This is a genomic window from Methanocella conradii HZ254 (assembly GCF_000251105.1).
In the GTDB taxonomy this organism is placed as follows: domain Archaea; phylum Halobacteriota; class Methanocellia; order Methanocellales; family Methanocellaceae; genus Methanocella; species Methanocella conradii.
In genome coordinates this window covers 1278956-1298175 of sequence record NC_017034.1, presented here as the reverse complement: position 1 = coordinate 1298175, position 19220 = coordinate 1278956, and the positions used below count along the sequence as shown (strand labels likewise).

The 19220-nt window shown below is 55.9% G+C and carries 33 protein-coding genes and 1 tRNA gene; 3 read left to right on the top strand and 31 right to left on the bottom strand.

The features are described 5' to 3' along the window. Positions 1-58: 58 nt before the first annotated feature. Entirely contained in the window at positions 59-565 is a 507-nt protein-coding gene (locus tag MTC_RS06745) for a hypothetical protein (RefSeq protein WP_143767098.1), read from the bottom strand. 176 nt (positions 566-741) lie between these two features. Here MTC_RS06745 and MTC_RS06740 point away from each other — a divergent pair, with 176 nt between their 5' ends. The 3 genes from MTC_RS06740 (at position 742) to MTC_RS06730 (ending at position 3445) form a co-directional block, all read left to right on the top strand. Then, positions 742-1725: a methanogenesis marker 2 protein gene (locus MTC_RS06740; RefSeq protein WP_014405945.1), complete on the top strand. Its 984-nt coding sequence runs from the start codon at positions 742-744 to the stop codon at positions 1723-1725. A gap of 10 nt (positions 1726-1735) precedes the next feature. Next, complete coding sequence (locus MTC_RS06735) at positions 1736-2749, top strand: isocitrate/isopropylmalate dehydrogenase family protein (protein ID WP_014405944.1); 1014 nt, start codon at positions 1736-1738, stop codon at positions 2747-2749. Between the two features lie 333 nt (positions 2750-3082). Beyond that, positions 3083-3445 carry a hypothetical protein gene (locus MTC_RS06730; protein ID WP_048189120.1) on the top strand — a complete coding sequence of 121 codons (363 nt, stop codon included), beginning with the start codon at positions 3083-3085 and terminating at the stop codon, positions 3443-3445. Positions 3446-3451: 6 nt separating this feature from the next. Here MTC_RS06730 and MTC_RS06725 read toward each other — a convergent pair whose 3' ends face one another. From MTC_RS06725 to MTC_RS06590, 30 genes are all read right to left on the bottom strand, one after another. Then, a complete protein-coding gene (locus tag MTC_RS06725; RefSeq protein ID WP_014405942.1) occupies positions 3452-4138 on the bottom strand; it encodes a TIGR00153 family protein in 687 nt (228 codons plus the stop codon). A gap of 118 nt (positions 4139-4256) precedes the next feature. After that, the gene (locus MTC_RS13070) at positions 4257-4502 is read right to left on the bottom strand and encodes a hypothetical protein (RefSeq protein ID WP_143767097.1); all 246 of its coding nucleotides are present in this window, start codon (positions 4500-4502) and stop codon (positions 4257-4259) included. Further along, positions 4492-4791 (bottom strand): hypothetical protein, encoded by a 300-nt coding sequence (locus MTC_RS13320; RefSeq protein ID WP_158308500.1) that lies wholly within the window; start codon positions 4789-4791, stop codon positions 4492-4494. Before MTC_RS13320 ends, MTC_RS13070 begins: the two co-directional genes overlap by 11 nt. 47 nt (positions 4792-4838) lie before the next feature. Then, a tRNA-Ser gene (locus tag MTC_RS06720) sits at positions 4839-4961 on the bottom strand. A gap of 34 nt (positions 4962-4995) precedes the next feature. Further along, the gene (locus MTC_RS06715; RefSeq protein ID WP_014405941.1) at positions 4996-5985 is read right to left on the bottom strand and encodes an RNA-guided pseudouridylation complex pseudouridine synthase subunit Cbf5; all 990 of its coding nucleotides are present in this window, start codon (positions 5983-5985) and stop codon (positions 4996-4998) included. Beyond that, positions 5982-6509 carry a (d)CMP kinase gene (gene cmk / locus MTC_RS06710; RefSeq protein WP_014405940.1) on the bottom strand — a complete coding sequence of 176 codons (528 nt, stop codon included), beginning with the start codon at positions 6507-6509 and terminating at the stop codon, positions 5982-5984. The genes MTC_RS06715 and cmk overlap by 4 nt, the downstream gene beginning before the upstream one ends. Next, on the bottom strand, positions 6506-7171 hold the full coding sequence (locus tag MTC_RS06705; protein WP_014405939.1) for a DUF106 domain-containing protein: 666 nt from the start codon (positions 7169-7171) through the stop codon (positions 6506-6508). Before MTC_RS06705 ends, cmk begins: the two co-directional genes overlap by 4 nt. 22 nt (positions 7172-7193) lie before the next feature. After that, on the bottom strand, positions 7194-7844 hold the full coding sequence (locus MTC_RS06700) for an adenylate kinase (protein WP_014405938.1): 651 nt from the start codon (positions 7842-7844) through the stop codon (positions 7194-7196). 1 nt (position 7845) lies between these two features. Then, entirely contained in the window at positions 7846-9366 is a 1521-nt protein-coding gene (secY, locus tag MTC_RS06695) for a preprotein translocase subunit SecY (protein WP_014405937.1), read from the bottom strand. 23 nt (positions 9367-9389) lie between these two features. Then, entirely contained in the window at positions 9390-9830 is a 441-nt protein-coding gene (locus MTC_RS06690; protein ID WP_014405936.1) for an uL15m family ribosomal protein, read from the bottom strand. A 4-nt stretch (positions 9831-9834) separates the two neighbouring features. After that, positions 9835-10296: a 50S ribosomal protein L30 gene (locus MTC_RS06685; RefSeq protein ID WP_014405935.1), complete on the bottom strand. Its 462-nt coding sequence runs from the start codon at positions 10294-10296 to the stop codon at positions 9835-9837. Next, a complete protein-coding gene (locus MTC_RS06680; protein WP_014405934.1) occupies positions 10296-10919 on the bottom strand; it encodes a 30S ribosomal protein S5 in 624 nt (207 codons plus the stop codon). The genes MTC_RS06685 and MTC_RS06680 overlap by 1 nt, the downstream gene beginning before the upstream one ends. A gap of 1 nt (position 10920) precedes the next feature. Next, the gene (locus MTC_RS06675; protein WP_048189580.1) at positions 10921-11487 is read right to left on the bottom strand and encodes a 50S ribosomal protein L18; all 567 of its coding nucleotides are present in this window, start codon (positions 11485-11487) and stop codon (positions 10921-10923) included. A gap of 5 nt (positions 11488-11492) precedes the next feature. Beyond that, positions 11493-11936, bottom strand: coding sequence for a 50S ribosomal protein L19e (locus MTC_RS06670; RefSeq protein ID WP_014405932.1), 444 nt, complete (start codon positions 11934-11936; stop codon positions 11493-11495). A gap of 2 nt (positions 11937-11938) precedes the next feature. After that, positions 11939-12484: a 50S ribosomal protein L32e gene (locus MTC_RS06665; RefSeq protein WP_014405931.1), complete on the bottom strand. Its 546-nt coding sequence runs from the start codon at positions 12482-12484 to the stop codon at positions 11939-11941. A gap of 5 nt (positions 12485-12489) precedes the next feature. After that, a complete protein-coding gene (locus tag MTC_RS06660; RefSeq protein ID WP_014405930.1) occupies positions 12490-13023 on the bottom strand; it encodes a 50S ribosomal protein L6 in 534 nt (177 codons plus the stop codon). Between the two features lie 9 nt (positions 13024-13032). After that, complete coding sequence (locus MTC_RS06655) at positions 13033-13425, bottom strand: 30S ribosomal protein S8 (protein ID WP_014405929.1); 393 nt, start codon at positions 13423-13425, stop codon at positions 13033-13035. A 10-nt stretch (positions 13426-13435) separates the two neighbouring features. Next, positions 13436-13588 carry a 30S ribosomal protein S14 gene (locus tag MTC_RS06650; RefSeq protein WP_014405928.1) on the bottom strand — a complete coding sequence of 51 codons (153 nt, stop codon included), beginning with the start codon at positions 13586-13588 and terminating at the stop codon, positions 13436-13438. Next, entirely contained in the window at positions 13588-14085 is a 498-nt protein-coding gene (locus MTC_RS06645; RefSeq protein ID WP_048189579.1) for a 50S ribosomal protein L5, read from the bottom strand. Before MTC_RS06645 ends, MTC_RS06650 begins: the two co-directional genes overlap by 1 nt. 11 nt (positions 14086-14096) lie before the next feature. After that, the gene (locus tag MTC_RS06640) at positions 14097-14807 is read right to left on the bottom strand and encodes a 30S ribosomal protein S4e (protein WP_014405926.1); all 711 of its coding nucleotides are present in this window, start codon (positions 14805-14807) and stop codon (positions 14097-14099) included. Continuing rightward, positions 14804-15169 (bottom strand): 50S ribosomal protein L24, encoded by a 366-nt coding sequence (gene rplX / locus MTC_RS06635; RefSeq protein ID WP_048189578.1) that lies wholly within the window; start codon positions 15167-15169, stop codon positions 14804-14806. The genes MTC_RS06640 and rplX overlap by 4 nt, the downstream gene beginning before the upstream one ends. Positions 15170-15182: 13 nt before the next feature. Beyond that, positions 15183-15581: a 50S ribosomal protein L14 gene (locus MTC_RS06630; RefSeq protein WP_014405924.1), complete on the bottom strand. Its 399-nt coding sequence runs from the start codon at positions 15579-15581 to the stop codon at positions 15183-15185. After that, positions 15578-15910: a 30S ribosomal protein S17 gene (locus MTC_RS06625; RefSeq protein ID WP_014405923.1), complete on the bottom strand. Its 333-nt coding sequence runs from the start codon at positions 15908-15910 to the stop codon at positions 15578-15580. The genes MTC_RS06630 and MTC_RS06625 overlap by 4 nt, the downstream gene beginning before the upstream one ends. A gap of 34 nt (positions 15911-15944) precedes the next feature. After that, complete coding sequence (locus MTC_RS06620; RefSeq protein WP_014405922.1) at positions 15945-16217, bottom strand: ribonuclease P protein component 1; 273 nt, start codon at positions 16215-16217, stop codon at positions 15945-15947. A gap of 7 nt (positions 16218-16224) precedes the next feature. After that, entirely contained in the window at positions 16225-16530 is a 306-nt protein-coding gene (yciH, locus tag MTC_RS06615; RefSeq protein WP_014405921.1) for a stress response translation initiation inhibitor YciH, read from the bottom strand. Between the two features lies 1 nt (position 16531). Beyond that, positions 16532-16732, bottom strand: a complete 201-nt coding sequence (gene rpmC, locus MTC_RS06610) for a 50S ribosomal protein L29 (RefSeq protein ID WP_014405920.1) — start codon at positions 16730-16732, stop codon at positions 16532-16534. Continuing rightward, a complete protein-coding gene (locus tag MTC_RS06605) occupies positions 16732-17574 on the bottom strand; it encodes a 30S ribosomal protein S3 (RefSeq protein WP_014405919.1) in 843 nt (280 codons plus the stop codon). The genes rpmC and MTC_RS06605 overlap by 1 nt, the downstream gene beginning before the upstream one ends. A 1-nt stretch (position 17575) precedes the next feature. Beyond that, the gene (locus tag MTC_RS06600) at positions 17576-18040 is read right to left on the bottom strand and encodes a 50S ribosomal protein L22 (RefSeq protein WP_014405918.1); all 465 of its coding nucleotides are present in this window, start codon (positions 18038-18040) and stop codon (positions 17576-17578) included. Between the two features lie 9 nt (positions 18041-18049). Continuing rightward, positions 18050-18472 carry a 30S ribosomal protein S19 gene (locus tag MTC_RS06595; RefSeq protein WP_014405917.1) on the bottom strand — a complete coding sequence of 141 codons (423 nt, stop codon included), beginning with the start codon at positions 18470-18472 and terminating at the stop codon, positions 18050-18052. A 13-nt stretch (positions 18473-18485) separates the two neighbouring features. Then, entirely contained in the window at positions 18486-19208 is a 723-nt protein-coding gene (locus MTC_RS06590) for a 50S ribosomal protein L2 (protein WP_014405916.1), read from the bottom strand. Between the last annotated feature and the right edge of the window lie 12 nt (positions 19209-19220).

Here is a 19220-nt window from a genome sequence, read left to right as displayed (position 1 = left end):
TGCAGTAGGTAAAAGACTTAAATGGCTTATTAGATATATTGCTTTCGGGCTTGGAGGGTTATTTTAATTTGCTTGCCATATATACGCCTATGGCCATTAGGGGCAATAGCATGGCGAGGCAGCACTTATTGGCGCCGCCACCTTGCCCGGGTACTGGCGTTGCCGTAGCCTCGGTGTATGGTATGTCGACCGCCTCGCCCTTACCATTTATGTACACCTTAAAGTAGACTAACTTCGTATCCTTGGGTATGACGGCTGCCTCGACGAAACGTATATCCGACGTTTTTCCAGGCTGGAGCGGGTCCATCGTGACGTCCACGAGGTGGCCGCTGGGCGGGTACTGGTTGCCCTTGTCATCGAAGAACGCCACTTCCAGGTTCCCATTGACTGGCTCTGTCCCTTTGTTCTCATAGGTAAATACCAGCTTTGGCCATACGGTGTTTGAAGGGTCGGGCGAGTACACGTTGCCCATCGGGTAGTCCGTTATGTTCACCTGTAGGACATGTATGACCACGTCTCCGTCCCTAAAATCCTTATTTATAGGTATTGTCGTGCCACTTGCCATCGAAGGCATAACCATTAGCGTTATTAAGGCGATTATCAATGGTAAGGCTCGCATGCGCGATACATAAGCCATATGCGTATTTAGGCATTATCCTTAAACCTAGAGACTTACGACGCGGACGATATGTTTAAAAGCCATGCGGAACAATAGGCATTTTACACGGAGAGACAAGCTGAATGAACCTTGACAGGCTTGCGGAGTCCCTTAGAGAGTACCTTGGGACCACACGCAAGCATACCATAAAGAACATTGTTGGTATATTCGATGAGAAGGGGACCAACCCATCTTTCGGCGAGGACGCGGCTATAATCGAGCACGGCGATGAGGCGCTTCTTCTGGCAGCCGATGGCATATGGGACAAGCTCATGAGGGCAGACCCGGAGTGGTCAGGGTACTGTTCTGTGCTTGTTAACGTGCACGACATAGCTGCGATGGGGGGCAGGCCGCTCGGCATGGTGGACGTGTTTTCCTCAAATTCGGATGAGATAACGCGTAAGGTATTGAAGGGGATGAAGGATGGCATCGACAAGTTTGGGGTGCCGGTCGTCGGAGGCCACGTACATCCTGATACGCCATATGCGGCACTTGACGTCGCCATACTGGGCATAGCAAAGAAGGACTGCATCATTTATAGTAGTACTGCGAGGCCAGGAGACGACATAGTGCTCGCAATAGACCTTGATGGCAGGGTTCACCCGTCCTGCGACCTAAACTGGGACTCCACCTACCTGAAGGATGCAAGCATAGTAAGGTGGCAGGTCGCCTCAATGGTGGAGCTCGCCGAGAAGAAGCTATTGACCGCGGGAAAGGACGTGAGCAACCCGGGCATCATTGGAACCCTGGGCATGCTGCTCGAGGTCTCCGGCGTGGGCGCAGACGTTTACCTCGACCTCATGCCAAAGCCCGATGGCGTGACGATGGACCACTGGCTAAAGATGTACCCGGGCATGGGCTTCATAGTGACGTGTAAGCCCGAGAACACTGATAAGGTCATCGGGGTCTATAACGACCACAAGCTTAATGCTTCAAAGATAGGTAAAGTAGTCCCCGCCAGGCGCCTCGACCTGGTAAGGGGCACTGAGAGGGCCACGGTTTTCGACTTCACGAAGCACGAGATAACCGGGCTCGGCCCGGCCAGAGGCCGGTGCAATAGCCTTTAAAGGTGGGAAAATGGCAAAGAAGGTTGTAGTCATCAAGGGGGACGGCGTGGGCCCTGAATTGACCGGGCTTATGATGAAAGCTGTGAAGGCGGCAGGCTCGAATGTAGAGTTTATCGAGTGCGAGGCTGGCGCCGGATGGTGGGAGAAGCACGGCGGAAGCTCGCTCATCCCGGAGGAGACATGGAAGGCGCTTTCTGAGAGCGATGCATGTTTCAAGGGGCCGACCACGACGCCCGGGGGCGCGGGCTCCCCGAAGAGCGTCGCCGTGTCGATAAGGCAGAAGTTCGATTTGTATGCGAACGTCCGGCCTATCAAGTCGTATAAGGGCTTGCCAGCCCCTCTGGGCGAGGTGGACTTCGTGTGCGTGCGGGAGGGCACCGAGGGCCTGTACATTGGAGAGGAGATTCAGCTTACTAATGATGTCTTTATCGCCATAAGAAAGATAACGAGGCCCGCCTGCAGGCGTGTGGCGAAGTATGCCTTCGAGGAGGCCATGCGAAGAGGCTGGAAGTCGGTCGTGGCCATCCACAAGAGCAATATCCTGAAGAAGACGGACGGCGCCTTTCTGGAAGAGTGCGGGAAGGTCAAGGCCGATTACCCGGGCATTGAGCTTGAGGAGTACCACGTCGATAATGTGGCCCAGCAGCTCGTGAAGAACCCGGCAATATACAATAAAAAGGTGCTGTTGTCCACTAACCTTTTCATGGATATCTTGAGCGAGGAGTGCTCGGCCCTAGTGGGGAGCATAGGCTTGATATATAGCGCGAACATTGGCGACGGCTATGCGATGTTCGAGCCGGCCCACGGGAGCGCCCCCAAGTATGCGGGCATGGACAAGGTCAACCCGGTGGCGACGGTGCTCGCGGGCGCCTGGATGCTTGACTATTTAGGCGAGAAGATACAGTCTCAGGCCATCTTTGAGGCCACCGAGAAGGTCATCGCCGAGAAGAGGCACGTCACTTATGACATGGGCGGCAGTGCCAGGTCGAGCGAGATGGTGGACGCTATAATAAGGAATCTTTAATTTTTTTATAATGTTACTTTGTTTATATTTTCTTTTAAGCCTTAACCTATTCGTATAAAGGCTGAAGAGGTTCTAGCAGATAATAGATGGTTTAGGACAACGGGGCCATGGGGCGGGGAATCCCCTTGAAAGGGTGGGATGAATCCGCCCCTTGCTCTTCGACATGAAAATAATACTTTTGGCAAGCATACTGTGAATGTATAGATAGTCGAGAATAGTATTTATGTCTTGATGCATCGGAAAATACACATTCAAGAAGACAGCGTAGATAAGGCCTTACTTTCACCGCGCATTATCTTTAGCCATTTATACCACACGTGCATACCCTATATTATGAGCGGTAAGGCTAGCATCACCATATGGCTGGATCAGGACACTTTCAGGCTTTACGTGAAGCTGAGCGACCGCATGGATAATCGCGAGTTTCATGAGCGATTCCTGTCTCCCCTGAAAGTTCTGGGCTTCCGGTTCGATGCCTCTAAGGTGGCCCATTGTCTCGAGCTTTATGAGCCTCATGAGTGTGGCCTTTTAATGAGGCAGCTTGAGTCTAACTTTAGGGTTAGCCCGCTTGAAAAGCAGGAGATCATGTATTGGCTTGGGCTGGGCGAGCCTCTAAAACAAAAGGGGTTTCACCACGGCGAGCGCCGCGTTTTATTAAACAACGGCGACACAGTTCCGTGTTTCACACAGCAGTAAGGCCTTTTATTTCCTGGCGATCATCAGCCTCAGCCTATTCGAAGAGCTCTCGGCATGCTCGGCCACCCAGCCAAGCTCCTTTACCAATGTCAGAAGATGGTATACGCCAACAGGGCCCAGCTTATCCTCGTTATCGTAGATAGACCTCATGGCCTCCAGCTTCGTCACGTCCACCGTGTGCTTCTGGGTGTCCACCTTGTTGATGAGCTCCTGCGCCTCCCTTACCTTCTCCGGCGAAAAGGCCGTGTCCAGCACGGTGATTATCTTATTCGAGGCCGATACGTGCTCCTCGACGGTCTTCAGCACCTCGGCGTTTAGCCTTAGGATGACATCCTTGACTGCTGGCGGCATGTCCACCATCTTAATCGTGAGCATCTCGGCCACGTTCTCTGCGCTGTTAGCCACGTCGTCCTGCTGTTTCAGGTATGACAGCGTGTCAGCCCTGTCCACGGGCATTATGTTAGAGGAGGGCAGGTTCTGCCTTATCTCGTGCTTCACGTTGTCGGCGTCGTGCTCCAGCGAGCTTATCTCGTGGTATAGCGCATCCACCCTGGCTTTATCCCCCTCGACGTACGCGTTCACGGCGTCGCTCATCTTCCATACGGTGATCCTCACCTTTTCTGCGTGCTCGCTCAGTGGCTTGAACGGCGACTTCGCAATAAGGCCTAGCAGGGATTTTAGCGGGTCCATCATGTGCGCTCACTACCAATCATCATTTTTAATCATTAAGTATAAATAGGCATTCATTAAAATTGTTGTGGTCTGGTAGATTGCCTCTATAGTGTTTTATGGGATTTAAGCTTATTGCTGTTTAGTAAGGGTCGCCTGTCACCCAGTTGCCTCTCCAGCCCGTCCATCCCCATTCGTTCCATGCTGGCCAGTATCCGCTGGCCCAGCCTCCAGGGAAATAGTTTCTCCATGCTATGGGCTGGACCGTGGAGGCGTTCGATAATGTGAGAGTTGTATTGTTATGCTTGGCAAGCGATGCTGACATCACCAATATGCTAAAAGCTATTATCATCGCCATGGTAATATTTGTCGGACTTTTAATAGCCATTCATAAAGATGTTGAGAACTGAAAATTTAAGCTTTGGCCAAATCTTGCCATGTTGAACTATTAAGATGATGATCGGGCGATGCTTTAGCATGAAAAAACATGGTTGGGCAGATAGCTCTATTTTTAGAGGCTGAAGGAAGGTTTCGCTTTGCTTTTTACTAGAGCGCTCCACGCCGTCACTAGAGCGCTCCACGCCGTCACTAGAGCGCTCCACGCCGTCACTAGAGCGCTCCGCGCGGCGCACCCCTCCAGTTTCTAGTAAAAGAAGATAAGTTGCCAAACCATCCACTATTAAATAAAACACTTTCTGTCTTCTATGGCAACTCACATTAAAGGCGCCGGGGAAGGGACTCGAACCCTTGCGGGAGTTTCCCCCCACAAGCTGGCTGGTAATGGGGATTACAGGCTTACGCCTCACCACAATTCCAGGCTTGCGCCTTACCACTAGACTACCCCGGCTTCTCGAAAACTGCAACCCTATAACGTACTTCTATCATTTAAGTTTTTTCTTCCACTCCGGCGGGTAGACGCCCGGCTTCATCATGACGCACAGCGTATCCAGCGCCTGGCCCTCTTTTGCGGCCATCAACTCCTCGGTCGACATCCTGGCGGTGCCAATTGAGACCACTTCGCCCATATGCGTGAAGACCGCCACAGTGTCACCCTGCCTTATGCCAGTGTCAACCTTACAGACGCCCTGCACGAACAGGGGGGCGCCCTCAGCGAGGGCGCCTACGGCGGAATCTTTTACGATTATCCTGGGCATATTCCTCAAGGCGTACTCCATGGGCAAGATGATCTTTCGCAAGGGGGCCTCGTCGCCCTGGGTATAGTAGTAATAGGCGTCAGTGAGGTCATGAAGCGTTATGAGCGTCTCGTCCTCCTTGAAAGGCCCCGATTTGGTGCGCCTAAGCTCGTACATGTGAGCGCCCACGCCCAGGGCTTCTCCCACGTCGTGGCACAGCTTTCTTATGTATGTGCCGGCCTCACAGCCAACCTTGAATAAGACGTCACGGCCGCGCATCTCCAGAAAATCGATATAATATATAGTGCGCTTACGAAGCTGCCTCTTTACGGCGCTCACCAGCGGCGGCCTCTGATAGATGACGCCCGTGAACTCCTCCAGGATGGCCCTTACCCTCTCCTCGGGCAAGTCCGCATGAAGCCGCATCACGCACACATACTCTTTTCCCGATAACAGCAAAACCCTGACCAGCCTGGTGGCATCGCCCAGCATTATCGGCAAAACGCCAGTCACATGAGGGTCCAGCGTGCCGCTATGCCCCGCCCTCTTGATGTGCAAAATATTCTTGACCCATGCGGTGACCTCGTGGCTGGTTGGGCCGTAGGGCTTATCCAGGTTTATGACGCCCTCATCAAGCAATTCCGCAATGCTCCGCTTATAAGGGTCCTTTCCATAGCCCTTATGCTGGCACTCCGCCTTTACGAGCAGCTCCCTCTTTTGCTCTCCTGGCAGCATCATTTCTTGCCCAGCCCTTCTATTGCAGCTGAAATGATTTCCACGACGCCCCTGGCATCCCAAAGCCCCGTATCGATTATCAAGTCATAGCATGTCAGGTCATTCTGGTCTATATTGTAAAAAGCCTTATAGCGCATGGCCTCGCTCGCCTCCCTTATCCTGGTCTCCTCAAGTGCCTGGCTCACGGGTATCCCCTCGCGCTTCGAGATGCGCTCCGCCCTCACCTCTAGAGGGGCCTTCAGCCATATCTTCAGGTCGGCGTCTATGGTACGCCCCGCCAGCCGCCCCTCAACGAGCGCCATCTTATGCCCTTTTGCAAGCTCTTTCTGCCTGGTATCGATCATGAGGTCAATGGAAGCATCCTTCTCGGCCATCTCGCCGAACTCCTGTAGCGACACGCCCCTCTCTTTGGCAAGCTTACGGAACTGCTCGCCCGCAGAGATTATCACAAAGCCGTACCTCGAGGCGAGGTCTTTCGCCACCGAGGTCTTACCAGACCCCGGCAGGCCGCTCAAAGTCACTATCATGAAGTAACAACACCGGTATTAAGCGCTTTCCTGACCACTGAGCTTACGGCCAGGGAGCATAGCAGCGACCACCACACCCAGTAGGGGAAAAGCAGGAAGCCGTCGACGAGCCTGACCGTCCCGATCAGCGGGAACACCATGGTCATGCCAGCCTGGGCGGGCTGCATAAGCCACCAGTATGCCCACCAGAAGAGCGGTATCGACACGAACACGATGAAGCCCATGGGCTTTAGCTGTTGCTTCGACATCTCCGCCTGCTCCTCCATCATGGACAGCCGTTCCTCCTCCAGCTTTTTTAGCCTTTTCTTATCGCCCGATAGCTGGGCTTCTCTGTACTCTTTCTGAAATGCCCGGTTTTTTAGCATGACCCTCCTGGATAGCTCCCAGTCCATCGTGTACTTCTGGATTATCGTGGAAAACACGGTCACGATGATGACTATGATGAGCACTGCGATGTAGAAGGGCATGGTGCTGTTTATTGGCGATACGATTATGTTCACGATGGCCGACATAGTGTCCCTGAATGCTGGGGGCAATAAGATCGAGCCTAAGAGTAAGCCAAAGCCCAATACCAGAATGATGTTCTGAATCGTGTCTATAGGGCCGCCCTTCTTTCTGGCCTTAGTGCCGCCGCCCTTCTTCTCCGCCGTATTATCGCTCATCTGAATTCCTCACAAGAGAGCATCACTGGAATCTTTTTAAAGTGCTTATTATGTCAGCCCGCACCTCGTCGATCTCCCTCTCGCCATCTATGTCGACGAGCAACCCTTTTTTCTTATAGTATTCTATGAGGGGCTGGGTCTGCTTTTTATAGACCTCGATGCGGTGCTTGATTGCCGCCTCGGTGTCGTCCGCCCTCTGGTATAGCTCGCCGCCACACTGGTCACATATGCCGGGGACTTTTGGCGGGTTCGCCCTGACGTGATACGTGGCCTGGCAAGACCTGCACGTCCTCCTGCCCGAAAGCCGCCTTATTATCTCATTGTCGCCCACGTCGACGTTGACTACCACGTCAATGCTCTTATTTATATCGTCTAGTATGGCATCAAGCGCCTCGGCCTGCCTGAGGGTCCGCGGGAAGCCGTCCAGCAGAAAGCCCTTTTTGGTGTCGGGCTTCTGCAGGCGGTCCTTAACGATATCTATCAATATGGCGTCGGGGACAAGCTCCCCCTTATCCATATAAGCCTTTGCCTTTTTTCCCAGCGCCGTGCCCTCACGGACGTTCTCCCTAAGGATGTCGCCCGTGGAGATGTGCGGAACGTTAAACTCTTCGGAAATATACTTGGCCTGGGTGCCCTTACCTGCGCCCGGCGGCCCGAACAGGACTATCTGCATATCACTCTTCTCCGAGGAACTTGCGTATGAGCGGGTGCATCTCCATGAGCTGCTCGCTCGCCACCTTCTCGTATAGCTGATAGATGATGCTCACCGCGAGCAGCATGCCGGTGCCTCCCACCCCTCCGATGAGGCCAAACATGCTCGCTATAAGCGTCAGGACTCCGATGAACGCGCCGCCGATGACCGTTACCTTGGGTATGTATCGGGAGACTACCTTCTCGATGACCTGCTCGTTGCGGCGGAAGCCGGGTATCTGCATGCCGCTCTTCTGTATCTGCTTCGCCACCCGGCTAGACCCCATGCCCGTGGTCTCCACCCAGAAAATGGCAAACACGATGCCGCCGGCTATCAGGATGAAGGCGTCCACCAGGAAGTGAAGCACTATCTCCCACGTCTGTATGCCCGGGTAGTAGCTCTGGACGTATGGCGGTAGCCAGTCGGTGTAGCTGTGTATGGGGTTAAGGAAGAACATGAGGCCGGGCGGCTGGGGGGTGCCATACTGGTTATACGTGCCCAGGAGCTCGATGCCATAGCGGTTATACAGCAAGCTTCCTATAAGCTGCACGTTAGCCTGTAAAGCCCTCACAAGGATCATCGGGAGGACTGAGGCGTATATGAGCTTTACGGGGAACTTGCCCCTGGCTCCCCTGACCGCTGCGTGGGCCAGCGGTATCTCTATCCTGGTCGACTCCACGTATACGACCATCAGGAAGATGGCAATCGTAGCAATAAGGGCGAGCACTTCCCCTGTGGTGAGGAGCATGAGTATGCCATCCATCGAGAACAGCGTGCTCTGCGGTATGTTTGTGAGGAGCCACTGCCACTTGAATATGATGCCCACAGGCAGGTTACTCCCTATATTCGCCACGTTCAGCCCTATTGGCTGGTCGAGCCTGGGCGGGTTCCAGTTGAAGATGCCGCCGATGAGAGCCTGCGCGACCCCTGCGACTATGAACAGGGAAACGCCGCTGCCGATGCCCCACTTGGACACTATCTCATCCATATACAATATCAGGACGCCGCCCAGCGCCACCTGTATGAATATTATGAAGGCGAGGATGCCCGTGTCTATCCCAAGCGAAGCAGCGATCGTGCTATCGGGTATTAGATACCCGCCGAACATCTGCGGAAGGGTTTCCAGGACTATCATGACAAAAACCAATAGCTTTTGCAAGCCCTGGAAGATCGCCTGATCCTTAGGGTTCGTCGTATCCAGGGGCAGGATCTCCGCCCCGACAAGCAGCTGAAGCACTATAGATGCCGTGACTATTGGGCCGATGCCCAGCAGGATTATCGAGCCAGTCGCCCCGGCTAGTATAGCGCGGTAAGCCGCGAGTATGTCTTGAGAGTTCTTGTCCAAACCAAACACTGCGATGTTGGATAAGACGAAGTATAATATCAGGATTGCCGCCGTCCACATGAGCTTCCGCTTAAAATGGACGTGCCGCTCCGGCCGCTTGACGGCCGGAAGGCTCCTGAGGAAAGGTTCGATGCGATCTTTTAAACCCATTTCCGCCATTATGACACCTTGTCGTTGTTTGCCTATGCAGTCTCTGTCTCTGAAATGATTTGTCCGCCTAGCTCTTCAATTTTTGCCCTGGCGGACGCGGACGCGGTGGCTACGCTGACCACGTATTTCCTGGTTACGCGTCCATCCCCGAGGAGCTTATCGAAGCCAAGCTCTCCCAGGTCTACGCTGATTGCGCCGTCCTTCTCTGTGGCGAGGCCCATCTCCAGGAGGGAGGAGGACAGCTCGTCAAGCTCGCCCACGTTAAGCGTGCTGATATACTCCTTACAGGACGGGGGCCTGTGGAAGCCATGCTTGCCGAACATCCACCCCTCTTTCATGGCCTTGAAAGTGTTATGCTTACAGGCCCCTGCATGGCCCCGGCCTCCACGGCTTCCTCCGCCACGGCGGTTCTTATGGGTTCCGCCGCCGCACGTCCTTGAGCCCCTGTATGAGTGGCATTTTTGCTTGGTCATATGTTCACCTCATCTTCTTCACGAGCGTCGCTATTTCTTCGCCGTTGTTCCCTAGCGCCCCGCCCTGCTGGAATGTTCTTTTTATGCCAGCATGGCCCTTCCTGGGCGGGTGCATCCTGAACACCGGGTTAAGGCCTGGAAGGTCGCCTAATGCCGCCTTGCCGCTCGCAACGGCCTCTGCAAACTCCTTTATGGTCTTGAACGGCGAGTTCCTGGCGACGTAGTCGTCGGTCAGCCTCGCTCCGCCGACCAGCCTTCCGCGGTTCTCCAGAATCATGGCAAGCGTCTCGCCGTTTATCGGCCCATATGCCACGTAGTCCTTGACCTTATGGATCATCCCCCTGTAGCTGGGGGTGTCGGGAACCACGACGCAGTGGTTAATCTGGTTCAGCCTGAGCATCTTCAAGGTGTCCTTGATGTCCGGCTTGGTGTTTACCGAGCCCCTCAGGCGTATTATCGCGTACATTACTTAGCCCCTCCCCTGTACCTTATGGTAGTGGTCTGCAGGAGGGCGTTGTACGTGGCCAGGGCAAAGTTGATGGTCGACCGGGTCTCGCCCTCCGTCCTCGTCCAGACGTCCTTGATTCCGGCCATTTCCATGACCTTCTTTGCGGGGCCGCCCGCGGCTATGCCCAGGCCTCTAGGGGCGGGCATCAGCACTATGCTAATGGACCCAGCCTTCCCCTTTACCTGGCAGGGCACGGTATGCTCCAGGCCGCAGCCGCACTCCCACGAGCCGCAGCCACGCTTAATCTTAACTATATTCATCTTCGCCATCTCGATGGCCTTCCTTATCGCCGGGCCGACCTGCACGTCCTTGCCCTCAGCAATGCCGACGTACCCGTTGCCATTTCCAACCACCACGGTGGTCCTGAACTTGACACGGCGGCCGGAGTCCGTCATCCTCTGCACCATGCTTATGTCCAAAACCTCGTCGACCAGGTCAGGAATGAGGGCGTCTACTATCTCCGGCTCCTTTATCGGCAGGCCGGTCTCGAAGGCCTCCTCTATAGTCTTTATCTGCCCGGACGAGACCATCTTGCCCAGCCTCGTCTTCGGGACCCATACTTCTTCACGCTCGTAGGCCATTTTACTTACCCTCGTATGCTTTCATGATCTTGCTCTTAACCTCGTCGAAGTGTGCGGGCAGGTCTTCAACCTTTAGCCCACGCTTCTCGTACTGCGAGAAGCTGCTCTTCGTGTTCCCGGCGACGTGCTCGCCCCGGATGCGCTCCTCAGACGGGAAGACGTCCTCGCTGCACGGCACCTGGAGGCCCGCGTCGATGGCGCCCTTAAGCGCCGCGTACACCTTCGAGCCCTTCCTATTCGTGGCCAGCCCGATGTCGAGGATTGCCTCGCTGACGCCCGCCTTCTTCGCCTTAAGGGCTGCGAGCATGCCGGCGAGGTATGCCGCGCTCGTGTTCTTCGTCGCGCCCTTATAGCCGAAGTCCCTGGCAATCTCACGGGCAGTAGCCGCCGCCAGGACGTGGTCGCCCTCCGGCCTGGTCACTATCACCTGGGCGATGTAGTCGTTAAGCGTGCCGCGGACGACGAGCCTCGGCTTCCTCGAGACTATGAGCTTAAGCCTCTGGTGGTAATCGGTCTTGCCTTCCCTTCGCCTCCGGAAGGCTACTCTATACCTTGGTCCTGTTGCCATCATCATCACTTCTTCTGGTATGCGATATATGACTTCAGGTGCGCTACGTTCCTGAACTCTCCGCCCTTGGCCTTACGGTATAGTATCCGATAGGTGCGGGCGTCGATCGCCTTTTCATCCCTCATCGCCCTGAGAACCTTCCTCTGGGCCCTTATTCTGCGCATCCACTGCTCCTTCTTCGGAGCGCGCGCCCCTGCGGCACCTTCACGGCTGCCGTGGCCTTTCCGGTGGCCCTTCGCCCGCTTGGCGGCACGCTCCCTGGCCCTGCCGCGGCTTATGCCCACGACGGGCTTGCGCTTTATAACGCCATCCTCGATGAGCTTCCTTAAATCCTCACGGGTGATTGCCGTCGCGATGTCCTCGAGCCTCTCAGGGTCCATCCAGACCCTCGTTACGCCAATTTTTAAGATATCGGCCGCAAGCCTTTTCTGGTTCGCTAAATCGGCCATTGTCATGCCTCCTCGAAGGCGTTGAGCGGGTTAAGAACCTTGATGTTCAGCTCTTTCGCCACCTTCTCGATCTCTTCCTGCTTCTTTCTGCCGACTGTCCTGGCGATGCGGATTGCCTGCCTCTTGCTCAAGCCCTGTACGTCCTCCGGCCGGTAGACCAGCACTTCCTCATACCCGGAAGCGTGGAGGCCGCGCACGGCTGCAGGAGAGCCAAAGCCAACCTTGACTATCGAGCCCTTGGCCTTGATCTGCCTCCTCATCTTGCAGTGGTGGCCCCGGGGCTTTCTCCAGCTCAGGGCTAGCTTCTTTTTCTTGTGTGCGTCGATCCTGTGGAACTTTGGCAACGAGGCCTTGTTGGCCTTCCTCGCGTTGAGAAGCCTCCTGGTCTCCTCGTCCAGCTCCAGCGTGGACTTCTCCACAGGCCTTGGGAGCGGCCTCGGCTTCTTTGTGGTGAACGGCTTCTCAGGGGCCTTCTTTTGCTCCTTTGCCTCTACCTCGGCCTTTTCTTCGGCCTTCGCCTCAACTTTTTCGACATCATTCTCTGCCATGGTGATCACGCCTTCTTAGTGATATACACGCCGTCCTGGAATACCCTGGGGTCGCGGTTCTTGATCTTGCAGGCCTGCTCTATGTTGGCCGCCGTCTGGCCGACGTGCTCCTTGTTTATTCCCGTTATAGTTACCTTGTCGCCGGCCACGCTGACCTTGGTATCCCCGACTATGGTCGCGTACCTCGGCTTTCTCTCTCCGAGGAAGTTCCCGATCGCTACCCTGTCCTTACCCTCAACCTTAAGCTGTATGGGGAAGTGAGAGTAAACGATCTTCATGCTGTACTCGAACCCTTCAGTGACGCCGGTTATCATGTTCCGGATGTGCGAGGCGAAGGTGCCCACGGTGGCCTTGGTCTGCCTGTCGAGCCTGGAGGCATCGACTATGACCTTGCCATCCGCGAGGGATACCTTGATACCGGGAAACCTGAAATCCCTGGATACCTGCCCCTTTTGACCCTTCACGGTCAAAGTTGCACCGCTTAGCGTGACGGTTACACCCTGGGGGACGTTTATCTCAATGTGCGTTTCTGCTGCCATTGTTCCACCTTAATACACGTAGGCTAAAAGCTCGCCGCCTATTCCCCTGCTCACGGCGTCATAGTGGGACATGACGCCCTGCGACGTGGTCAGGATGAGCATGCCGAAGTTCCTGGCAGGGAGGTACCTCTTCTCCCACTTCTCGAACTCCGCCTTGCCCACGGCGAACCGCGGCTTGATTGCGCCGCACCTGTTGATCTTGCCTATCAGCTTTACGTTTAGCATGCCGGCCTTGCCGTTGTCTATGAACTCATACTCGCCTATGTAGCCTTGATCCTTCATGACCTTCAGGACGTTCCCGATGATCTTTGAGGCAGGGTTTATGGTGACCTCGTGCTTTCCGGTTGCCTCGGCGTTCTTGATCACGGACAGCGCATTGGCCAGCGGGTCTAACATTACCATGTTCTCCACCTCACTCGTACTTTTCAAAGCCCATGTCCAGGGCGATCTCCCTGAAGCACTGGCGGCACACGTAGACGCCATACTTGCGTACCAGGCCCTGATGCCGGCCGCACCGGCGGCACACGTTTGCGCCCCGGCCGAACTTCTTGCCAGACCTCTCCATCATTTAACCTCCACGCCGTACTTTGCTTTCAAGAAAGAGATGGCGTCGTCCACGGTCAGCCTGTGGCTTGCGGGGACGTCCTGCCGCTGCGCCTTTCTCCTTTTAATCCGATAGCCGGGCCTCTCGAGCGAGACTATCACGTCCATGCCGAAAATGCCGACCTCAGGGTCGTACTCCATTCCCGGGAAGTCGGTGTGCTCCTCTATCCCGAACGCAAAGTTGCCGTTGCCATCGAAGGACTTCACGCTTAGCTGCTTGTCTTTTATGGCCAGCGCCGTGCTCAGGAACTTCTCAGCCCTGGCGCCCCTGAGGGTAACCTTGCATCCGATTGCCTCGTTTTTCTTAATCCCAAAAGCGGGCAGCGTCTTTTTTGCAAAGCACCTGACCGGCTTCTGGCCGGTGATGGCCTGCATGATCATCTCGGCGTTCGAGAGCTTCTTGCCCGACTCGCCGACGCCCATATGGACTGTCACCTTCTCTATCCGGGGAGTCCTCATGACGTTCTCGCTCATGCCTTAACCCCCAGATCCACCGCCGGCGCGTCCCTGCCGACGACTATAACGTATTTCTCGACGGTGTCGAAGTCTCCCTGTGGAGTGCTTATGGTGACGCGGTTCGGGGTGGTCGACTTTATGACCCTTATATCCTTAATCTTGCCGAGCGTGCCGGCGTGCTTGCCGTCTATGACGAACGCCATGCTGCCGACCTCGTACTTTAAGTGCTGGTCGATGGACTTCTCGGGCACCTTGAGTACTAAAGAATCCTTGGTGTGGTAGTCGTTGCTTGCAAGCATCGTCGTGCCGTCGTGGAAGCCCAGCTGTATCTTGCCGCCGGGCACCATGGTCTTGTTGACTATCTTAAGGAGCTTCATGCCCGCGTCGGCGATGGGGACGAGCTTGAACTTCCCGTCCTGGCCAATCATTACACGGTAGTTAGCGTTTAGCTCAGGAATCGATATGACGTCGAACAGCCCCACGGGGAACCTGTGGTCTTTTCTGACCTTCCCGTCTACAAGGACCTTGCCCTCGTGGAGGATCTGCCTTATCTCCTTGGCCTTATCAGCCAGGTGTAGCATATCCCTTAATACTATGATGAGCGGCATGCCGTACTCCTCAGAGTGCGGCCCGGGGGAAGGCTTTGCGACCCACTTGGACGTCTTCTTGGCGATGGGCCAGCTTCTCGGTGCCGCCACCCTCTTTAAGTGGTGCTTTCCGGTCATTCCTTCTTCCCTCCTTTCGTGTGCTTTCTAAGCCTTCTCTCATCGTCTGTGTTAAGCTTCGTTATGAGCAGGTTAGAGGCGTGCACCCTTCTCGGCACTTCCTTGCCGTCGGCCTTGACCTCTGACACTCCGTCCACTATGACGCACTCGTGCTTGACGTCGACCTCGCGCACCTTGCCCTCGGTGCCCGCGTAGTCACCTCTCATCACCTTAACGGTGTCCCCTTCGATGACTCGCAAAGTCTTAATGCCATACTCCTTAGAGAGCTCATCGCTGAGGTGTGCGTTCAAGAACTTGCTCTTTATGTGTAAGGGGGCGGTGTACCTGTACTTTCTCTGCTTTCTCGGCTGTGATGATGTGATCATGTCATGCACCTCACACTATCATGGTCGCGGTCGAGCCTATCTTCGCATAGCGCTCCGCGACCTCCCTGGCGACCGGCCCCTTTATCTCGGTCCCCTTAGGATCGTTGTTCTCGTCCACGAGCACGCAAGCGTTATCCTCGAAGGACACCCTGAGGCCGTTCGGACGCCTGAACTCCTTCTTCTGGCGTATGACCACGCAGCGTACGATCTGTTTGCGCATCTCGGGGGTGCCTTTCTTCACCGAGCCGATGAAAATGTCGCCTATACCCGCCTGAGGCATGCGGTTCTTTCTTCCACGATACTTAAGCACGGATATGACCTCGACGAGCCTTGCGCCCGTATTATCCGCCACGTCCAGCCGGGTGGCGGTGTGTATCGAGCGCGGCACCTTTGCCTTTATCGCCCTCATCTCGACACCTCCACTACGACAAACGTCTTAGTCTTCGAGAGAGGCCTGCACTCCGCTATTACGACCTTGTCGCCCTCCTTTGCGTTAATGCACGGAGGGTTGTGGGCGTGAATCTTTGACCTCCTCTTCTCATACCTATCATATTTGTTGTTGCGCTTTAGGTATTCGCGCTGCACTACGACGGTCTTATCCATCTTAGCCGATACGACCACGCCGTCCAGTATCTGGCCCCTGACGCTCAGGTGGCCGTGGAACGGGCAGTGCGGATCGGTACAGGCCGACGCTGGTGCCTGGACGTTTAGTCCGATGTCTTTTGCCTTTACTTCCATATTTATACCTCGATGGGGTTAACCGGTAGACCGGTCACTTCCCTTTCTTCCTTCGCTTTGGGATGCGGTTCTCGGGTTGTGATATCAATAGCGAGCCGAGGACCCTCACGCGCCTCCCGTCGGGGAGAGTGAATATGAACGACGCGGCCTGCTTCGGGATTTTCTTGTCCGAGCCTCCCGCGTCGATGACGAGCATGTTGCGCGTCTCGTCCACGACGACGCCCTTCAGGCGCAAGCCGGGGGAATCGACTTCCACCGGCAGGCCGATGAGCTCATTATATATTAGATTCTCGGGCGTGAGGTCCATAGGCGGCTCATTTCACGTCGATTAGCTCGGATGAGTATCCGATGGCCTGGAGAATATCCCTGACCTTCTCCTTATGGTCACCCTGGAGCTCGATGACGTTCTCCTTGATAGTGCCCCCACAGGCACACTTAGCCTTGAGGAGGCTGGATAGCTCCTTTAGGTTTATATCCCTTTCGTCAAGCCCCTCGATGACCGTGGCGACCTTGCCAAAGCGCCTCTTATCCAGGGTGATCTTCACCCTCATGGACTCTTTGACGATCTCCTCGCAGACGCACAGGTCTTCGGGGAGGCCGCACTTGTCACAGACCGCCACTTTATTTCTTCTCCTCCTTCATAATCGTGAGAATCCTCGCGATGGTTCGCCTCAGCTCGCGGATGCGCCCCGGGTTCTCCGGTGCGCCGCCCGTCGCCGTTATCGCCCTCTCCTTGAGGAGCTCGTTGCGCAGGTCCTTGAGCTGCTTCTGGAGCTGGTCATCGGACATCTCGCGGATCTCTTTTGCTCTTAAGATTGCCATTACTCTTCCCTCTTCTCTTCGGTGGGTTGATCGGCCGGAGCAGGAGCCTGCGCCTCAGCCTGAGGCTCCACTGGCGAAGCCTGCCCCTGCTTCTTCTGCTTCTTGGGAGGCTTCTTAGGCTTCTCCTCAGCCTGGTCGGCCTTCTCCGACTCTGCGATGATCTTTTCGACCTCTGCGGCGGCGCCCTCAGCGGGCTTGGCCTCGGCGGGAGCCGTTGCCTCGGCGGGCTTGGCCTCCGCCTCCTTCTGCGGAGGGACGATCTCTATGTGGTCGGGGAGAACCGTTCCGGGCGGCATTATCCTCACCTTGACGCCGATGACGCCGAGCTTCTTCTTGGCACGGGCATAGCCGACGTCTATGAACTGCTCGACTGGCTTGCCGCAGTGCTTGATGTAGCCGGCGATAAACTTCTCGGTCCTCTTCCTCGGCCCGGTGAGCTTGCCCGCGATGACTATCTCGACGCCCATGGCGCCCGCGTCCATTATCCGCTGGAGGGTCGACTGCCCTGCCTTGCGGAAGTACCAGCCCCTCTCGAGGGCGTTCGCCAGCCTCGTGGCCATCATCTGGGCGTTCAGCTCGGGCTTCTTGACCTCCTGGACGTCTATCTGCGGGTTGTCCATCTTGAACCTCACGTCGAGGTCCCTGGTAAACTTGCGGATCATCTTGCCCGACTTGCCTATGATCATGCCGGGCTTCTCGGCCTTAATCGTTATCTGGGTGCCCATGGGGGTGCGGTTTATCTCCATCCCGCCATAGCCGGCCCTCTCGAGCTTCTCCAGGAAGAACTCGTCGATCATGGCCTTCTTGAAGCCGTCCTGGACGAATTTCTTTTCAACTGCCAATCTAACGCACCTCTTCTCCTAGCACTACTTCCACGGTCACCGTCTCAATGTTCCAGTCGGTGGCCCTGCCCATGGCCCTGGGCATCATTCCACGTATGACGTGCCCCTTCTTGGAGGCTGCGTGGATAATCCTCATGTTTTCCGTGTCGAGGCCCTTGTACTCCGCGTTAGCCTCGGCGTTCTTCAACAGCTTTAAGATCTCTCCGCAAGCCTTTACCGGGTAGCGCCCCGCGTCCCAGCCGGACTGGTGCCTCTTGTGCCCGACGTTTCGGTTGAAGCGCTTAAAGGGCACCGACCTCTTCTTAGCCATGACGTCCTCGAGGAACTTCTTGGCCACGGAAAGCTTCTTTCCGCGAATCTCCCTGAGTATCTCGTAGCAATGCTTCGGCGAGACGTCGAGCTCATACGCCATTGCCTTAGCGGTGGTCGCAGGGTCAAACTGTGCACAATATTCCACTTTAGCCATCCATCCACCTCACTTCAGCGGCACGTACTTGCTGCCCCTCGTCGCGCCGATGCCTGCCGAGCCATGCGTGACGGGCTTTCTGGTCATCGCGAACTCTCCTATGTAGTGCCCGATCATCTCCGGGATGACCTCAACGGGCTTCCACTCCTTGCCGTTATGGATCTCGAGGGTCACGCCGATCATCTCGGGGAGGATTATCATTCCCCTGAGGTGGGTCCTTATCTTTTTCTCGCCCGCCCTTACGGCGTCGATTATCTTCTGCTCCTCCTCGGTGAAGCCCCTCATGACCTTCCTCCTCTGCCTGGAGGGGAGAAGGGCCGCAAGCTGGTTTAAGTCCATTTTCTTGAGGTCCGCTATGGAGAAGCCCCTGTAGGTGAACTCCTCCTTCCTCTTCGGAAGCCGCGAGGCCTGCTTTGACTGCTTTGATGCCATGATTATCTACCCCTTATCCCTTATGCCCTATGCCGGTCCTTCTCGCCGCTATGCTCCCGACCTTACGGCCGGGCGGCGTGTGCCTGCCAACGGTCTTCGGCCTGCCCGGGTGCTGCCTGCCGCCGCCTCCGAACGGGTGGTCGACGGCGTTCATCGCGACGCCCCTGACGACCGGCCACTTGGTGGCCTTGTTTGCCATCTTGTACCACTTCTTTCCAGCCTTCACGAACGGCTTGTCCGGCCTGCCTCCGCCCGCCACTACTCCAATGGTGGCCCTACAGTTAGGATGAAGCCACTTCATCTCTCCGCTGGGGAGCTGTATGACCACCTTGTTGGCCTCGTGCGAGACGACGATGGCGTTAACTCCAGTCGCCCTCGCGAAGCTTCCCCCGTCGCCTGGCTGCGACTCAACGCAGCACACCGGGCACCCATCAGGGATCTTGCCCAGCGGCAATACGTTGCCCACCGTGACCTCGGCCCCGGCGCCGACCTTTATCTGGTCGCCGACGCCAACGCCCTCGGGGGCCAGGATGAGCCTTTCCTCGCCATTCTCAAACTTGACGCGAGTTATGGGCGCATTCCTCGCCGTGTCGTGTATGACCTCGGTAATAACTCCAGTTATAGTCTCATCGCCGACAGTCCTGATATGCTCAAGGTTCGCCTTGAAGCGGGAGGACGGGGCCCTGTAGGTAGGTGTGCCCTTGCCACGGTTCTGAGACATGATTCGCTTTCCCATGTTTCAATCCCC

Coding starts and splice junctions, on each gene's coding strand:
- MTC_RS06715 (WP_014405941.1), bottom strand. CDS start 5,985: ATGATGCTGCCAGGAGAGCAAAAGAGGGAGCTGCTCGTAAAGGCGGAG.
- MTC_RS06670 (WP_014405932.1), bottom strand. CDS start 11,936: ATGGCCGATTTAGCGAACCAGAAAAGGCTTGCGGCCGATATCTTAAAA.
- MTC_RS06740 (WP_014405945.1), top strand. CDS start 742: ATGAACCTTGACAGGCTTGCGGAGTCCCTTAGAGAGTACCTTGGGACC.
- MTC_RS06590 (WP_014405916.1), bottom strand. CDS start 19,208: ATGGGAAAGCGAATCATGTCTCAGAACCGTGGCAAGGGCACACCTACC.
- cmk (WP_014405940.1), bottom strand. CDS start 6,509: ATGATAGTGACTTTGAGCGGCCTGCCGGGGTCTGGTAAGACCTCGGTG.
- MTC_RS06645 (WP_048189579.1), bottom strand. CDS start 14,085: ATGAGGACTCCCCGGATAGAGAAGGTGACAGTCCATATGGGCGTCGGC.
- MTC_RS06690 (WP_014405936.1), bottom strand. CDS start 9,830: ATGACCAAGCAAAAATGCCACTCATACAGGGGCTCAAGGACGTGCGGC.
- MTC_RS06600 (WP_014405918.1), bottom strand. CDS start 18,040: ATGGCTAAAGTGGAATATTGTGCACAGTTTGACCCTGCGACCACCGCT.
- MTC_RS13070 (WP_143767097.1), bottom strand. CDS start 4,502: ATGGCTATTAAAAGTCCGACAAATATTACCATGGCGATGATAATAGCT.
- MTC_RS06655 (WP_014405929.1), bottom strand. CDS start 13,425: ATGGTAATGTTAGACCCGCTGGCCAATGCGCTGTCCGTGATCAAGAAC.
- MTC_RS06675 (WP_048189580.1), bottom strand. CDS start 11,487: ATGGCAACAGGACCAAGGTATAGAGTAGCCTTCCGGAGGCGAAGGGAA.
- MTC_RS06735 (WP_014405944.1), top strand. CDS start 1,736: ATGGCAAAGAAGGTTGTAGTCATCAAGGGGGACGGCGTGGGCCCTGAA.
- MTC_RS06625 (WP_014405923.1), bottom strand. CDS start 15,910: ATGGAAGTAAAGGCAAAAGACATCGGACTAAACGTCCAGGCACCAGCG.
- MTC_RS06640 (WP_014405926.1), bottom strand. CDS start 14,807: ATGACCGGAAAGCACCACTTAAAGAGGGTGGCGGCACCGAGAAGCTGG.
- MTC_RS06665 (WP_014405931.1), bottom strand. CDS start 12,484: ATGGCAGAGAATGATGTCGAAAAAGTTGAGGCGAAGGCCGAAGAAAAG.
- MTC_RS06700 (WP_014405938.1), bottom strand. CDS start 7,844: ATGCAGATAGTCCTGTTCGGGCCGCCGGGCGCAGGTAAGGGCACCCAG.
- MTC_RS06745 (WP_143767098.1), bottom strand. CDS start 565: ATGGCAAGTGGCACGACAATACCTATAAATAAGGATTTTAGGGACGGA.
- MTC_RS06620 (WP_014405922.1), bottom strand. CDS start 16,217: ATGGACCTCACGCCCGAGAATCTAATATATAATGAGCTCATCGGCCTG.
- MTC_RS06730 (WP_048189120.1), top strand. CDS start 3,083: ATGAGCGGTAAGGCTAGCATCACCATATGGCTGGATCAGGACACTTTC.
- MTC_RS06660 (WP_014405930.1), bottom strand. CDS start 13,023: ATGGCAGCAGAAACGCACATTGAGATAAACGTCCCCCAGGGTGTAACC.
- MTC_RS06630 (WP_014405924.1), bottom strand. CDS start 15,581: ATGAGGGCGATAAAGGCAAAGGTGCCGCGCTCGATACACACCGCCACC.
- MTC_RS06680 (WP_014405934.1), bottom strand. CDS start 10,919: ATGGCCTACGAGCGTGAAGAAGTATGGGTCCCGAAGACGAGGCTGGGC.
- MTC_RS06705 (WP_014405939.1), bottom strand. CDS start 7,171: ATGAGCGATAATACGGCGGAGAAGAAGGGCGGCGGCACTAAGGCCAGA.
- MTC_RS06650 (WP_014405928.1), bottom strand. CDS start 13,588: ATGGAGAGGTCTGGCAAGAAGTTCGGCCGGGGCGCAAACGTGTGCCGC.
- secY (WP_014405937.1), bottom strand. CDS start 9,366: ATGGCGGAAATGGGTTTAAAAGATCGCATCGAACCTTTCCTCAGGAGC.
- rpmC (WP_014405920.1), bottom strand. CDS start 16,732: ATGGCAATCTTAAGAGCAAAAGAGATCCGCGAGATGTCCGATGACCAG.
- MTC_RS06685 (WP_014405935.1), bottom strand. CDS start 10,296: ATGTACGCGATAATACGCCTGAGGGGCTCGGTAAACACCAAGCCGGAC.
- MTC_RS06595 (WP_014405917.1), bottom strand. CDS start 18,472: ATGGCATCAAAGCAGTCAAAGCAGGCCTCGCGGCTTCCGAAGAGGAAG.
- MTC_RS06725 (WP_014405942.1), bottom strand. CDS start 4,138: ATGATGGACCCGCTAAAATCCCTGCTAGGCCTTATTGCGAAGTCGCCG.